The 14688-nt window shown below is 63.2% G+C and carries 12 protein-coding genes; all 12 read right to left on the minus strand.

What is annotated here, in order from left to right; genetic code table 11:
- Positions 1–37: 37 nt before the first annotated feature.
- The 12 genes from CO656_RS18170 to tolQ all read right to left on the minus strand — a co-directional run bounded on the left by CO656_RS18170 (position 38) and on the right by tolQ (position 14545).
- The gene (locus CO656_RS18170) at positions 38–1216 is read right to left on the minus strand and encodes a phosphoserine transaminase (protein WP_097526638.1); all 1179 of its coding nucleotides are present in this window, start codon (positions 1214–1216) and stop codon (positions 38–40) included.
- Between the two features lie 151 nt (positions 1217–1367).
- Positions 1368–2204, minus strand: coding sequence for an outer membrane protein (locus CO656_RS18175; RefSeq protein ID WP_097526639.1), 837 nt, complete (start codon positions 2202–2204; stop codon positions 1368–1370).
- Positions 2205–2461: 257 nt separating this feature from the next.
- Positions 2462–3289 carry an outer membrane protein gene (locus CO656_RS18180; protein ID WP_037420010.1) on the minus strand — a complete coding sequence of 276 codons (828 nt, stop codon included), beginning with the start codon at positions 3287–3289 and terminating at the stop codon, positions 2462–2464.
- Between the two features lie 377 nt (positions 3290–3666).
- Entirely contained in the window at positions 3667–5019 is a 1353-nt protein-coding gene (gene glmM / locus CO656_RS18185) for a phosphoglucosamine mutase (protein ID WP_037420011.1), read from the minus strand.
- A 467-nt stretch (positions 5020–5486) separates the two neighbouring features.
- Entirely contained in the window at positions 5487–7424 is a 1938-nt protein-coding gene (gene ftsH / locus CO656_RS18190) for an ATP-dependent zinc metalloprotease FtsH (RefSeq protein ID WP_012709279.1), read from the minus strand.
- 98 nt (positions 7425–7522) lie between these two features.
- Positions 7523–8860 carry a tRNA lysidine(34) synthetase TilS gene (gene tilS / locus CO656_RS18195; protein ID WP_097526640.1) on the minus strand — a complete coding sequence of 446 codons (1338 nt, stop codon included), beginning with the start codon at positions 8858–8860 and terminating at the stop codon, positions 7523–7525.
- A 10-nt stretch (positions 8861–8870) separates the two neighbouring features.
- Complete coding sequence (gene ybgF, locus CO656_RS18200) at positions 8871–9896, minus strand: tol-pal system protein YbgF (RefSeq protein ID WP_097526641.1); 1026 nt, start codon at positions 9894–9896, stop codon at positions 8871–8873.
- A gap of 192 nt (positions 9897–10088) precedes the next feature.
- Positions 10089–10619: a peptidoglycan-associated lipoprotein Pal gene (gene pal / locus CO656_RS18205; protein ID WP_097526642.1), complete on the minus strand. Its 531-nt coding sequence runs from the start codon at positions 10617–10619 to the stop codon at positions 10089–10091.
- Between the two features lie 258 nt (positions 10620–10877).
- A complete protein-coding gene (tolB, locus tag CO656_RS18210) occupies positions 10878–12185 on the minus strand; it encodes a Tol-Pal system beta propeller repeat protein TolB (protein ID WP_097526643.1) in 1308 nt (435 codons plus the stop codon).
- A gap of 80 nt (positions 12186–12265) precedes the next feature.
- A complete protein-coding gene (locus tag CO656_RS18215; protein ID WP_097526644.1) occupies positions 12266–13336 on the minus strand; it encodes a hypothetical protein in 1071 nt (356 codons plus the stop codon).
- 9 nt (positions 13337–13345) lie between these two features.
- Entirely contained in the window at positions 13346–13798 is a 453-nt protein-coding gene (gene tolR, locus CO656_RS18220; RefSeq protein WP_037420021.1) for a protein TolR, read from the minus strand.
- A 27-nt stretch (positions 13799–13825) separates the two neighbouring features.
- The gene (gene tolQ / locus CO656_RS18225; protein ID WP_037420024.1) at positions 13826–14545 is read right to left on the minus strand and encodes a protein TolQ; all 720 of its coding nucleotides are present in this window, start codon (positions 14543–14545) and stop codon (positions 13826–13828) included.
- Positions 14546–14688 lie beyond the last annotated feature (143 nt).

Genomic DNA, 14688 nt, shown 5'->3' on the forward strand with positions numbered 1-14688 from the left:
GCTTCGCCCTTAAGAAGAGCGAAACGGTCGCGTCGGATCAGGCGGCGGCCTGCGAGAGCGTCGCTTTCTGGGTCTCGAATGCCCAGGTGAGCCACGGCATCAGCGCTTCCATATCGGCCGCCTCGATCGTCGCGCCGGACCAGATGCGGAGGCCGGAGGGAGCATCCCGATAGTGCCCGATATCGAAGGCGACGCCCTCCTTGTCGAGAAGCGCGACGAGGCCCTTGGCGAAGGCGGCCTGCGCATCGGCATCGAGGGCCGTCACGTCGCGGTCGACGATCTTCAGGCAAACAGAGGTGTTGGAGCGGGTCTCCGGCTTGACGGCCAGGTTGGCGATCCAGTCATTGGCGGCGACGAAACGGTGGATCAGGTCGGCATTGGCATCGGCCCGCGCGATCAGCCCCTTGAGGCCGCCGACCGACTTCGCCCAGAGAAGCGCGTCGATATAGTCCTCGACGCAGAGCATCGACGGCGTGTTGATCGTCTCGCCGGTAAAGATGCCCTCAATCAGCTTTCCCCCCTTGGTCATGCGGAAGATCTTCGGCAGCGGCCAGGCCGGTACATGGCTTTCCAGCCGTTCGACCGCGCGCGGGCTGAGGATCAGCACGCCATGGCCGCCCTCGCCGCCCAGAACCTTCTGCCAGGAGAAGGTGACGACGTCGAGCTTGGCGAAGTCGAGTTCCTGCGCGAATGCGGCCGAGGTCGCGTCGCAGATCGTCAGGCCCTTGCGGTCGGCGGGAATGAAATCGGCATTCGGGACGCGGACGCCCGAAGTCGTTCCGTTCCAGGTGAAGACGACGTCGCGGTCGAAATCGACCTTTGAGAGATCCGGCAGTTCGCCGTAGTCGGCCTCGAAGCGGCGGACGTCGGGAAGCTTCAGCTGCTTGATCACGTCGGTGACCCAGCCGGCGCCGAAACTTTCCCAGGCGAGCATGTCGACGCCTCGCGCGCCAAGCAGCGACCACAGCGCCATCTCGACGGCGCCGGTGTCAGAAGCGGGCACGATACCGATGCGGTAGTCGCCGGGCACCTCGAGAATTTCACGGGTAAGATCGATGGCTTGCTTGAGCTTCGTCTTGCCGATCTTGGCGCGGTGCGAACGACCGAGCGGCGCATCGGAGAGAGCTTCGAGCGTCCATCCGGGACGCTTGGCGCAAGGACCAGAAGAAAAATGGGTATTTGCCGGGCGCACGTCCGGCTTGGCAGGTTTCGTCATATGCTATCCTCTCAGATAGAAGCCCCTCGTTGGGGAGGGGTGTCCCGCCGTCCGAAATATTGTGGCGCAGAGAGGATGTCAAGCGGCTTGTGTCGCGTATGACACGATTTTTGGCGCTTCGAGCACATCGTGCTGTGTTGCAGACGGAGCCCTACCAGAGTGCGAACCGCAAGCCTGCGCGGATTTCGTGGCGGGAAAGGCCGTCATCATGGCCCTTGCTGCCGCTTGCACCGGCAAGCGCCTCGGCGCCGAAGCCAAACATATCGCCCTCAGCGATGCGGGAATAGCGATAGCCGATGTCGAACTTTAGCCGGTCGGTAACGTCGTAGGAGAGACCCGCCATCACCGCATAGGTGAACCGCCAACTGTCGCGACCCTCATAGGAACCTCCCGCCGCCGCCCCGGAACAGGCACCGCCGCCGGCGATACAGGTCGAGCTTTCGCGAACCGTTTTCCAGTCGATATGCGTCGCGCCGATGCCGGCGCCGACATAGGGCGTGAAACCGGCGAGCGTCGCCAGATCGACATAGCCGTTCGCCATTAGCCCGAGAGCGGAGAAATTGCCGCTTTGGGAAAGCGCGCAGGACGTTCCGGCCCCCTCGCCCGCACAAGGGCCTGCGGTAAGCGACGAGCCGTTGAAACGGCCTTCGAAATATTCGGCTGTCAGATCGGCGCGGAAGACGTCGGTGATCCGATAGCCCACGCCGATCGTGCCGGAGACCGGCTCATCGAAACGGGCGTCGTCGAATGGAACATTGCTGTAGCTGCCGGTGCCGCTATTGAAATTGCGATAGAAGGGATCGCCCTCGCCTGTCCAGCCCGCATAGCCGATGTCGCCGCGCAGATAGAGGCGGCTGCCCGCTTCCTTTTCGGTGGAGATCGTGATCTCCGGCGCGTCGAGCAGATCTTCGTCGTTCGCCGCGGCTGCGTCGGCCAAGAGCAGGCCAGCGCTCAGAGCGATACCGAGAATTCCGTTCCGCCAGTCCATGTCGCATGCCCTCGCCAGTCGTCAACGCCACCCGTAAGTGCCTCGTTAACTATTGGCAGGGACAAGTTAACCAGCGGTTAAGCATGTTGATTGGGAAACTTTTAACGAATGCCTCTCGTCGCACGGCATGCAGCAATTCCAGGTACTACACAGCAGCTGGCGGGGCAGCATGGGCGCGCGTGGCGAAGACGAAGCTTCAACTTATTAATGCGGATAAGGGGCTCCGGCCGGAGCCCCTTATCCGCCGGTTGTGGCTCCTACTTATACACGATGGGTTCGGCCGGCGGCACGTAGGCGGCTTCGCATGGGCTACCGAACGTGTAGCGAAGACCGGCCCGCGCCTCGTGGACATAGATGTCCTTGTCGAAACCGGGACCGCTGCCGAGATTGAAACCGAACATGTCGCCGCCGTCGATATGGCGAAAACGGTATCCGACGTCTGCCTTGAGATTGCAGGTGAGGTCCACCGCCGTGCCGGCCATCAACGCATAGGTAAAGCGCCACTTGGCCCGGCCGTCATGCTCGACGGTCGGATCGCAGTTCGTCGGATCGGTGGCGTCGCAGCTCGTGTTGCGCAACGTTCCCCATTTCACGCGCGTGCCGCCGATACCGGCGCCGACATAGGGTGTGAAGGAGCCGTAGGTTCCAAGGTCCACATAGGCATTGGCCAACAGGCTCCATGCCGACATCGAAGCGATATCGGTCGACACGCAGTTGGCAGCGACACCGCAGCTGCCGCTGGTCGAGCCCGTGAAATCCGCCTCGCCGAGGTAATCAAGCGTCACGTCTGCGCGCAGATAGTTGTTGATCTGATAGCCGACACCGCCGCCGAGGACGTAGGAGTCATCGAGATCGGCCCTGTCGAAGTCGACCAGACTTGCGTTGGAGCCCTGGAAGAAATGCGCGCCGCGCAGATCGTTCCAAGCGTAGCCGACATCGCCTCGCAAATACCAGCCACTCGTCTCGACGACTTCAACCGGTTGCTCGACATAAGGCGGCTCTGCTGGCGGCTGATAGACGTCTGCGGCGAAAACCGACGTGCCACTGAGCAAAGCAGCAGCAACGCCACCAAAAATCCTCTTCATGCCCCACCCCAATACGCTGGAATACCCTCGCTCGCCGATCCGAATAGATACAATCAGACGAGATGCTCGGCAGGATAGTGCCCGGGAAAGGTTAAGCCTCGATTAACTACAAAAATTTACCGTGAATATTAACGATTTGAAGTATTCGCGGCACTCAGGCATGAATCGGTGACAATGCCCGCGTGCAGGACGTACGTGCGACCTGGACATGAGACTAGAGCGCGTCGCGTTCAAGCGTAGTCACGCGGAGCGCTTTAGGTCTTTGTTTTGTGCATGTCGTCATCCCAAAACCGCGGCACAGTTTTGGGCGGCATGCATCAGTGAAGACGCGGCCAGCGAAGGCCGCGCCTTCGTCGATCCGGAACGGGCGGCTTCGGTCAGGCGGCGTTGCGCACGCTGCCGATCACGTTGACCAGTTCGTCGACGATGCGCTCGACCTTGCCGCGGTCGTCGCCTTCCGCCATCACGCGGATCAGGGGCTCGGTGCCGGAAGGGCGGATCAGAAGCCGGCCGCCCTTGGCGAGCTCCGCTTCGGCGTCGGCGATCGCCTGGCGTACCGACTCATGTTCCAGCGGCTTGCCCGTGGAAACGCGGACATTCTTCAAGACTTGCGGCACCGGCTCGAAGCGTCGGCAAACCTCGCTCACGGCCTTGCCCTGCCGCTTGACGACGGCGAGGATCTGCAGCGCCGCGACGAGGCCATCCCCCGTCGTGCCGAAATCGGAAAGGACGATGTGGCCGGACTGCTCGCCGCCGACGTTCAGCCCGTCCTGCCGCATCTGTTCGACGACATAGCGGTCGCCGACCTTGGTGCGGTGGAGCTTCAGCCGTCGCGTCTGGAGATAGCGCTCGAGACCGAGATTCGACATGACGGTGGCCGCGATGCCGCCGCCCTGCAGCATGCCGTCGGCCGCCCAGCTGTCGGCAATCACCGCCATCAGCTGGTCTCCATCGATCACCGTGCCCTTCTCGTCGACGATCAGCACCCGGTCGGCGTCGCCGTCGAGTGCAATGCCGATGTCGGCCCGCACCTCGTGAACCTTCTTCTGCAGGGCCTCCGGATGCGTCGAGCCGCATTCGAGATTGATGTTGACGCCGTTCGGCTCGGTGCCGATCGATACCACCTCGGCACCGAGTTCCCAAAGCGCCAGGGGAGCGACCTTGTAGGCGGCGCCGTTCGCGCAATCGATGGCGATCCTCAGTCCCTTCAGGGTGACGTCGCGCGGCAGCGTGCGCTTCGCCTGCTCGATATAGCGGTAGATGTCACCGTCGACGCGCTTGGCCCGGCCGATGTCCTCGGGCTTGGCAAGCTGCCCCGACATGTCCTGGTCGATGAGCTCCTCGATCTTTTCCTCGATGTCGTCGGAGAGCTTGTAGCCGTCCGGCCCGAACAGCTTGATGCCGTTGTCGCGGAACGGGTTGTGCGAGGCCGAGATCATCACCCCGATATCGGCGCGGAGCGACCGCGTCAGCATCGCAACGCCAGGCGTCGGGATCGGCCCGAGCAGGAAGACGTCGAGACCGGCGGCGGTGAAGCCCGCCACCATGGCGTTTTCCAGCATATAGCCCGAAAGTCGCGTGTCCTTGCCGATCACCACGCGGTGACGATGCGCGCCGTTGCGGAAAATGGTTCCGACCGCAACGCCGACGCGCATGGCGAGATCGGCGGTCATCGGGAATATATTGGATTGGCCGCGAATACCATCGGTGCCGAAATATTTGCGCTTCATAAGAACTCCATCGTCCTGCTTCGGCAGGATCTCTTTTGCCGGGCGCGTCTGGTTGCGTGTTCCGCGACTAGTCTTCATGTCCCCGGACCTCGCCTGCGGGTCTTTCGAAGAGGGACTGGAAACGCGGCCGCGCTTCCTCCCCTCGCTTCAACTATAGTAAGCCCCTACCCGTCGAAACGGTAAATGGGGCGGCTTTGCGCCATCTTTGACACAAATGCACAACAAACGGCAGCAACACTACCATCAGAAATCATTACAGGGCGTTACCAAGCGCGCCGTGCTTGGCGATGACTCTAAACGCGTCGCGTTTCAAACGTATTCACGCGGCGCGCTGTAGGTCTTTGTCTTGTACAGTCGTTATCCCAAAACTGCTGCACACTTTTGGGCGACATGCATGAGCCGCAAAAAACCGCCGCTCCCTTCGGAAGCGGCGGTTTTGATTGGCATGGCCGTGGACGCCGGCTGAATTACTGCGGCTGCGGCTCGAAGCCGCCTTCGGGTTCCTCGCCCTTGTTGCCGACTTCCTTCTTCGTGCCGGCCGACGGCACCGCCGACCCACGATGCGGCGGTGTGTCGTCGCCAAGATCGCGTGCCGGCTTCTCGCCGCGGATCAGCGCCTTGATCTCGTCGCCGGTCAGCGTCTCGTACTCCAAGAGTCCCTCCGCGAGCGCCACGAACTCATGGTGCTTTTCGGTCAGGATGCTGCGCGCCGCTTCATAGGCGTCGTCGATCAGGCGGCGGATCTCGTTGTCGATCTTCTGGGCGGTCGCTTCGGAGACGTTCTTCTGCTGCGCCACGGAGTGGCCGAGGAAGACCTCCTGCTGGTTTTCGCCATAGGCAACCTGGCCGAGTTGGTCGGAGAAGCCCCATTGCGTGACCATTGCCCGCGCAAGCTTCGTCGCCTGCTCGATATCGGACGATGCGCCGGAGGTGATGTTCTCCTTGCCGAAGGTCAGTTCCTCGGCGACGCGCCCGCCCATCATGATGGCAAGGCGTGAGATCATCCACTTGTAGCTCATCGAATAGCGGTCGCCTTCGGGTAGTTGCATCACCATGCCGAGCGCGCGGCCGCGGGGGATGATCGTCGCCTTGTGCAGCGGATCGGCCGAAGGAACGTTGAGGGCGACGATCGCGTGACCGGCCTCGTGATAGGCGGTGAGTTTCTTCTCGGCTTCGGTCATGGCGGAGGAGCGACGCTCCGCACCCATCATGATCTTGTCCTTGGCGTCCTCGAACTCCTGCATGGTGACGAGGCGCTTGTTGCGCCGCGCCGCCATCAGCGCCGCCTCGTTGACGAGGTTCATCAGGTCGGCGCCGGAGAAGCCGGGCGTACCGCGCGCCAGAACCTTGAGGTCGACATTCGGCGCCAGAGGCACATTGCGGACATGTACCTTGAGGATTCGCTCGCGGCCGTTGATGTCCGGGTTCGGCACGACGACCTGGCGGTCGAAGCGGCCGGGACGCAACAGCGCCGGATCCAGCACGTCGGGGCGGTTCGTCGCGGCGATCAGGATGATGCCTTCATTGGCCTCGAAGCCGTCCATCTCGACGAGCAACTGGTTCAGCGTCTGCTCACGCTCGTCATTGCCGCCGCCGAGGCCGGCGCCACGATGACGGCCGACCGCGTCGATTTCGTCGATGAAGATGATGCAGGGCGCGTTCTTCTTCGCCTGCTCGAACATGTCGCGGACGCGCGAGGCACCGACACCGACGAACATTTCGACGAAGTCGGACCCGGAGATGGTGAAGAAGGGCACGTTCGCCTCACCCGCAACCGAGCGGGCAAGCAGCGTCTTGCCGGTACCGGGCGGGCCGACCAGCAGCACGCCGCGCGGGATGCGGCCGCCGAGCCGCTGGAACTTCTGCGGATCACGCAGGAATTCGACGATTTCCTCGAGGTCCTGCTTGGCCTCGTCGACGCCGGCGACGTCGTCAAAGGTCACGCGGCCATGCGCCTCCGTCAGCAGCTTGGCCTTGGACTTGCCGAAGCCCATAGCGCCGCGCGAGCCGCCTTGCATCTGGCGCATGAAAAACAGCCAGACGCCGAGGATCAGAAGCATCGGCAACAGGGTGCCGATATAGCTCAGGAAGCCGGAAGAACCGTCGGTTTCCGGACGCACCGTCACCGTTACATCCTTCGCCTCGAGCCGCTCGGTCAAGGCGGTGTCGACGGCGGGGGCATAGGTCTGGAACGTCGCACCGCTTTCGGTGTAGCTGCCGATCACCTTGGAGCCGGTGATCACAACTTCCTTGACGCGGCTGGCGTCGACGTCCTTCAGGAATTGCGAGAAGGGAATTTCACGCGAGCCCGTGCGCTCTGTCGGCTGCTGGAACATGCTGAACAGCGCGATCAGGAGAAGCGCTATGATTGCCCAGAGGGCAAAATTTCGAAAATTAGGGTTCATCGAACTCCCCGGAACCTGTGACAGCCCGCGCTTTCGCCGGGCTGCTGTATGCCCTTAACATAGGGTTCCGGCATCGCCTTGCCAAGGAAAACCGCCGGTCACCCTTCCATTTCTGTCAAAACGTCTTCAACCGGCGGCGGGGCATATCTGTCGCGCCCGAACAACAGCGCGATCGTATCTGCCATGCTCCTGTCGAAACCCGGCAAAAAGGTGTCGTAGGGGCCGATCCGGCATTCGAGCCTCGCCGCTGCGGTCTCGGCGCCGGAGCCGGCGCTGTCCGCTGGCTCGGCGCGAGGTGCCACCAGCGACGCCCTCTTGGCAATCCCCTCCGGCAGTCCTGCGGCAATAAGCCTCTGCCGCCACATGCCGCCCTCGCCCTCCGCGCTGATCGTCAGGGCCGGGCCGAGGCTCGCTATGGTGAACCGGCCGTCCCAGGAACCGCTCTCCCCTGCGCCCAACCTCAGGAGCGGCAGATCGCGCTCCTCGCGATAAAGATAAAGGCCGTCTCGGCGCCGGTCGAAAACGACGCGGCCCGCGGTCATCCGTCCCACCTCGCCCGATCGCAGAAAGCCTGACAGCCGCTCGACCGTTGCCCGCCCCGGCGGATGTTCGCGGCCGCCGATCACCGCTGCGACGGTCATCAAGGCGCGGCGCCAGTCGGCATCGTCCATCCGTCCGGCCTGCGCCGCCGCGACCTCGGCGACGAGTCCCTCGTGAACGCGCAGATGCTCCAGTAGCAAGGCAGCCGCTCTTGCCGAGGAGGCGGCACGCAGCAGGCCGTCCCGCTGAGAGCCCGGCGCATGCTCCGCAACCGCGAGGCGGGCACGCACCCGGGCGCGCTCGAACAAGGGATTTTCATTGCTCGGATCGTCGAGCCAGCCAATGCCGCGCGCCTCCAGGAAGGTGCGGATATCGGCACGGCGCACCCGAATGAATGGTCGCAGCACCCAAATGCGGCGCCCGAAGAGCATGGCCGCCGCCATTCCGGCGCTGCCGGGGCCCCGACCCTCGTCGCGCGCAGCGCGCATGGCAATCGTCTCGTTCTGATCATCGCGCGTGTGGCCGGTGACGATACAGTCGGCAGCGAAAGCGGCTGCCGCTTCGGCCAGCAAGTCGTAGCGCTTCCGACGGGCCGCCGCCTGAATGCCCGAGCGTGGTTTGTCGCCCTGCCAATGACCGATCCGGTGGGGAATGCCAAGCCCGGCGCAGAATGCCCCGACGGCCGCAGCCTCACCGGCGGACTCCGGCCTCAAGGCATGATCGACCGTGCAGGCGGCGAGTGAGAACCCGTTGAATTCATGAGTATCGAGCGCTTCGTGAAGCGCACTGAGCAGCCCCTTGGAATCGCTGCCCCCGGAAATGGCGACGAGAATCCGCCCTGGCTTGATAAAGGATTTGAGAAAACGTCTTGCCGCAGCGATGACGGCCTCTGGCATAGGGATGGCCTCAGCAGCCGAAGCGGCTCTGTTCGCTCGTCACCTTCGCCTTAACCGCAGCCGATGCCTTGGGATAACGCTTGTTCACCTCGCGCAAGGTGGCGCAGGCGGTTTCCTTGTTGTCGAGCGCCCCGAGCGACATGCCGAGCTTGAGCAGCATTTCGGGCGCCTTCGGCGACTTGCCGTAAGTCTGATGGGCATTCAGGAAGGTCTTCGCGGACTCGTTGTACTTGCCTTGGGAATATTGAGCTTCGCCCATCCAGAAGCTTGCGTCGGCCGCCTTGTCGCCCTCCGGGAAAGCCGCGAGGTAATCGCGGAACTCCTGCTCCGCCATGCCATAATCGCCGGAGAGGACATGGCCGTAGGCCGATTGATAAAGATCGCCCGGATTGCCGAGGGCAGCGGTCTGCTGCTCGTTTCCGGGATTGGCGTTGAGGCCGCCATCGTCTTGAGTGGCAATCCCGCTATCCACGCCCGGAAGCGTGGCGTTGGCGCCGGGCTCAGTACCCGTCGTCGTCGAGACCGGATTGCCGTTTTCATCGAAGATGATCGTGCCGAGCGTGCTTGGCGGCGGTGCCGCGCCTGCGGCATTCGGATCGGCGCTTGCCATGCCGGTGCCGTCCGCGGGGGCAGTCGTCGCCGGGCTATCCGTCACCTCGGGGGTGACGGACGCCTGATCGCTGGACTTCGGCGTTTCAAGTGCGCCGCTTTTCTTTGAAGAGGACTTGCCGCCTTCCAGATCCTGGAAGCGGAACTCGTTATCCTCCTGGAACTTCCGGATCTGCTCCTGCATCTGCAGAAGCTGGAAGCTCATTTCCTCGATACGCCCGTTGAGCGAGCGGATCTGTTCCTCGAGTTGGCCGATCCGGCCGACGTCGGTCGATTGCACCTTCACCACCGGCAGGTCGCCCTTGCTGGCGGCAGCGGCATGGGTCGCGCGGGGCAAGAGCCCCGAGAGCGGCATGGCATTTGCCGTTTGGCCGAGACCCGCAAGGGCCGCAAGACCAACCAGCCCTGCCACGACAAATTTCTTCATCTCATTTGTCCTGTTCGATAGATTGTTCTCACCCGGACCACGCTCCGCAGTACATCCAACGATTCCATAGGGCGAGTGCCGCACAGTTTTCCAATTGCCGTGAAAAAGCAACGGAGTTCGGCCAAAGTGTGGTAAAAAAGAAAAGGCGGCCCGCGGCCGCCCCTTCAAAAAACCATTTCAAATCGCCGGCTATCAGCTTCCCGCACCGCCGAGAACGGTGACGGCGCGGCGGTTCTGCGACCAGCAGGAAATGTCGTCGCAGACGGCGACCGGCTTTTCCTTGCCGTAGGAGATCGTCCGCATGCGGTTCGCGGGAACGCCGCGGCCGATGAGGTACTCGCGCGTCGCAGCGGCGCGGCGGGCGCCGAGCGCCAGGTTGTATTCGCGGGTGCCGCGCTCGTCGGCATGGCCCTCGACGGTGATGGCATAGTTCGGGTACTTCGCCAGCCACTGCGCCTGGCGGTCGAGCGTTGCCTGGGCGTCGGCACGGATCGAGCTAGAATCGGTATCGAAGAAGATGCGGTCGCCGACATTGACGGTGAAGTCCTGCTGCGAGCCCGGCGTCGCAGCGCCTGCGCCAAGGCCGAGGCCGGCGGCATCGTTCGGCATGTTCTTCTTGGAAGCGCAGCCGGCGACGGCAAGTGTCATCACGAGAGCGAGCATGACGGGATTGCGGGCGAGGGTCTGCATGCGGCTTGCTGCCGGGCTGTCAATTCGGCTCATGGGCCGGGTCTCCTTGAGAAGTGTCTGAATTCACGGTTGCCAGACTGTAACCGGAAGCGGTTAATTGCTTTTCAACAGTTATGGTTAACAAATCGAGAATCTGCGTCGGGCGCCTGCTAGACCAGCACTTTGCGGCGAGAAAGCGGCACATCGGCCACAATTGCCGCCATGCCTGGGACGAAACCCGCCGCACCTGTGGACGAATGATGCGAGAGGCGGGATGCGGGCGACAGCCGCTCGCATCCCTTTTCGGCCAATCTATTCCATCAGCGGCGACCAGGCTGGGTCGGAGGCGAAGCCCTGGGTCTGGATGAGCTGCTCGTTATAGCCGGTCAGGTCGATCGAATAGAGCTGTGGCCCGCCGGCACCGGCATTCTGGCGGAAGAACATCAGCACGCGGCCGTTCGGCGCCCAGGTCGGGCCCTCGTTGTGGAAGCCGGTCGTGAGAATACGCTCGCCGGAGCCGTCCGGCTTCATCACGCCGATCGAGAACTTGCCGCCCGACTGCTTGGTGAAGGCGATCAGATCGCCGCGCGGCGACCAGACCGGCGTCGAATAGGAACCGTCGCCGAAGGAAATGCGGGTCTGGCCGGAGCCGTCCGCACCCATGACATAGAGCTGCTGCTTGCCGCCACGGTCACTTTCGAAAACGACCCGGGCACCATCGGGCGAGTAGGAAGGCGAGGTGTCGATCGCAGCAGTGTTGGTCAGCCGCGTCGTCGTGCGCGAACGCAGGTCCATCGTATAGATGTTGGCGTTGCCTTCCTGCTGCAGGCTCATGATCACCCGCTGCCCGTCCGGCGAGAAGCGCGGCGCAAAGGTCATGCCCGGGAAATTTCCGACCACTTCGCGCTGCCCGGTTTCGAGCTGCAGCAGATAGACGCGCGGCTGCTGGTTCTCGAAGGACATGTAGGTGATTTCCTGACGGTTCGGCGAGAAGCGCGGCGTCAGCACGATGTCGTTGGAATTGGTGAGCGCACGGGCATTGAAGCCGTCCTGGTCCATGATCGCCAGCTGCCGCTTGCGGGCATTCTTCGGGCCGCTCTCGGCGACATAGACGATGCGCGTGTCGAAATAGCCCTTCTCGCCGGTGATCCGCTCATAGATCGCATCGGCGATGATATGAGCGACGCGTCGCCAGTTTTCCGGCTGGGTGTAGAACTGCTGGCCGAGCATCTGCTGCCCGGCAAAGGTGTCCCAGAGACGGAACTCCGCCTTCAGCCGGCCGTCGCCTTCCTGGGTCACGCGGCCGATGACCAGCGCCTGCGCATTGATCACCTTCCAGTCCTCGAAGCGCGGTGCCGCATCGGGGTTGGCGATCTTCTCGATGAAGGCACCCTTGTCGATCGGTGCAAAAAGCCCGGAGCGTTTCAGGTCGGCGGCGACCACGTCGGAAATCTTCTGGGCGAGCTCGCCCTGGAGGAAGTCGGTCACCGCGATCGGCAACGGCTCGACATTGCCCTTGTTGATGTCGATCTCCACGACCGCGTTTGCCGGCGCAGCAAAAAGCGCGCCTGCGAACATCAACGTGAAAAGACGGAGAAGATTGCGTCTCAGCATTTCCATAAAGCCTTTCAGCCTTTCATCCTTCTGGGCGGGCGAGGAAAACTGTGCGCGGCCTTCCGCTCACATCACGCCCAACCTGTCTAGAGCATTGAGCTTGGGTCGAAGTTGACGACCACCTCGCTCCACGAATCGTACTTGTCTGGGGGCAGCCCCGTGAAAGGAGCTGATTTAAGAACGGCACGTCGCGCACCGCTGGCAAGCGCCCGGCGTGCCGCTTCCGAGCCGCCGGTCGCTTCGACTTCCGGCTCGCCGATCAACTCACCGTTCTGATCGAGCTGGAAGGTCACCTTGATGCGCACGTCCGCCGCATCGGCCATGCCGGGAATGATCGACCAGTTGTTCTGGATCTGGCCGCGCAGCGCGTCCATTTCACTCTGCGAAAGCGTGTTGCCGCTCGTCGTCTTCTTGCCGCCGAGCGCCGCTTCCTCCGTCGAGCGCTTGGCGCCGCCGCCGGAAGACTCCTGCTTGTTGAGCAGCGCCGCAATCTCGTCGGCGTTGAAGTCGCTCTCCTTCTGGGAGGATGCCTTCTTCTGCTCCTTCTTGGTCTCTTCCTTCTTGCGTTCCGGGGTTTTTGCCGTCTGGGCCGGCTTTTCCACCTTCGGCTTGACCTGGGGCGTCGGCACCTTGTCAGGCAAAGCCTCGGCCTCCGGATTCTCGGCGGGCTGTTCCTCGGCCGGCGCAGGCTCCGGTTTGGTCTCCGGCTTCACTTCCTGTTTCGGTTCCGGGAGTGCGGCAACTTCGGTCGCCGGCTCCGAAGCCGGCTTGGGCTCCTCGACCTTCTGGATTTCCTCCTTCACCGGATCGGGTGTCGGCGGCGCCTTCTCGGTCTTTTCGGGGGCGGCGGCAGATTCGTTCTCGACGGGCTTGCTTTCAGGTTTCGGCGGCGTCTTCAGGTCGACGTCGTTGTCGCCGATATTCTCGGCGTTCTCGACCGGTGTCGGCTTCTTGGTTGGGACGGGCGAAGCCTTTTCCTTGGCCGGTGCCTTCTTGTCGCCCTGCTGGATCTGGGTCATGTCGGTGATCGGCACGATGTCGACCGGCAGCGCCTCGACATCCGCGACCTCGAATTCGGCCGGGCTGCCAAGCGACACCAGCGCCCAGGTGAGGACCAGGGCGTGGAGGACAGCAGATGTAGCAAGACCGCCCTTCATGTCCGGGGATCACTTTTCCTGTTCTTGAAGCGTTACCAGCCCGAGATTTTTAAAGCCGGCCGCCGAGATGCGCGCCATGACCTTCATCACCGTGCCGTAGTCGGCATTGGTGTCGCCGCGCACATAGATGCGCTCGTTGTAGCCGGTTGTGGCGATCGCCTCGAGCTTCGGAACGACTTCGTCGATGCCGATCGGCGTTTCCTGCAGGAAGATCTCGCCGGCCGGATTGACCGAGACGGTGATCGGCTGGGTGTCGGCGTTCATCGCCTTCGCCTGCGTTTCCGGCAGGTCGATCGGCACGCCCACCGTCATCATCGGCGCCGCCACCATGAAGATGATCAACAGCACCAGCATGACGTCGACCAGCGGCGTCACGTTGATTTCGCTGATCGTGCCGTTCCTGCCTCTGCGCCGACGGCGCCCGCCGCCCGACCCCTTGGCTCCGCCTACTGCCATACCCATCAGCGTCGTCTCCGTGCCCGAAGGTCGTTATTGCGCGGCCTGGCGCGAAGGCTGCAGCTTCTCGTCGATCTGCCGCGACAGGATGGCGGAGAACTCGTCGGCGAAGGCTTCCATGCGGGCGGTCAGCTTGCCGGCGTCGGCGGTGAACTTGTTATAGGCGATGACGGCAGGGATAGCGGCGAGCAGGCCGATGGCTGTCGCCAGCAGCGCCTCGGCGATACCCGGCGCAACGACGGCGAGGTTGGTCGACTTCGAGCCGGCGATCGCCTGGAACGAGGTCATGATACCGACGACGGTGCCGAAGAGGCCGATGAACGGAGCCGCCGAACCGATCGTCGCGAGCGAACCGAGCCGCGCCTCGAGCGTTTCGGATTCGCGGGCGAGCGTCACATCCATGGCGCGGTCGATGCGCATCTGCAGGCCGATCGGCGAGCGGGCGCCGCGTTCGAAGCTCTTCTTCCACTCGCGCATCGCCGAGACGAAGATCGCGCCCATGCCGGTCGTCTGCCGATCGGAGAGCGTACGATAGAGCTCCTCGAGCGACTGGCCGGACCAGAAGACCTGCTCGAAATTGTCCAGCTGGCGGCGAACGCGCCCGTAGTTCAGCGACTTGTCGACGACGATCGCCCAAGTCCAGACCGAAGCTGCAATCAGCCCCAGCATGACCAGCTTGACCACCAAGCCTGCTTGCATGAACAGCGACCAGAGGGTCACATCGCTCGTCGCGGCCAATCCAACCTGTTCCATCGATCTCAGTCCCCGAATCCAAACACCCGGCAGAGCAACGCATGCTCATGACCGGGTCGCCCAAACGTCCTGCTGCAAAATGCCCCGGCATCGCTGCCATTCGCGGCGATTGCGATATACTCGCTTCAGCTTGCCTTCTTGCC

The sequence above is a fragment of the Sinorhizobium sp. FG01 genome, assembly GCF_002531875.1.
Classification (GTDB): domain Bacteria; phylum Pseudomonadota; class Alphaproteobacteria; order Rhizobiales; family Rhizobiaceae; genus Sinorhizobium; species Sinorhizobium fredii_C.

Bases quoted from the DNA above. Each gene is read 5' to 3' on its own strand.
- tolR (WP_037420021.1), bottom strand. From the start codon at position 13,798: ATGGGTATGGCAGTAGGCGGAGCCAAGGGGTCGGGCGGCGGGCGCCGT.
- ftsH (WP_012709279.1), bottom strand. From the start codon at position 7,424: ATGAACCCTAATTTTCGAAATTTTGCCCTCTGGGCAATCATAGCGCTT.
- glmM (WP_037420011.1), bottom strand. From the start codon at position 5,019: ATGAAGCGCAAATATTTCGGCACCGATGGTATTCGCGGCCAATCCAAT.
- pal (WP_097526642.1), bottom strand. From the start codon at position 10,619: ATGAGCCGAATTGACAGCCCGGCAGCAAGCCGCATGCAGACCCTCGCC.
- tolQ (WP_037420024.1), bottom strand. From the start codon at position 14,545: ATGGAACAGGTTGGATTGGCCGCGACGAGCGATGTGACCCTCTGGTCG.
- CO656_RS18175 (WP_097526639.1), bottom strand. From the start codon at position 2,204: ATGGACTGGCGGAACGGAATTCTCGGTATCGCTCTGAGCGCTGGCCTG.
- CO656_RS18215 (WP_097526644.1), bottom strand. From the start codon at position 13,336: ATGAAGGGCGGTCTTGCTACATCTGCTGTCCTCCACGCCCTGGTCCTC.
- tolB (WP_097526643.1), bottom strand. From the start codon at position 12,185: ATGGAAATGCTGAGACGCAATCTTCTCCGTCTTTTCACGTTGATGTTC.
- CO656_RS18180 (WP_037420010.1), bottom strand. From the start codon at position 3,289: ATGAAGAGGATTTTTGGTGGCGTTGCTGCTGCTTTGCTCAGTGGCACG.
- CO656_RS18170 (WP_097526638.1), bottom strand. From the start codon at position 1,216: ATGACGAAACCTGCCAAGCCGGACGTGCGCCCGGCAAATACCCATTTT.
- ybgF (WP_097526641.1), bottom strand. From the start codon at position 9,896: ATGAAGAAATTTGTCGTGGCAGGGCTGGTTGGTCTTGCGGCCCTTGCG.
- tilS (WP_097526640.1), bottom strand. From the start codon at position 8,860: ATGCCAGAGGCCGTCATCGCTGCGGCAAGACGTTTTCTCAAATCCTTT.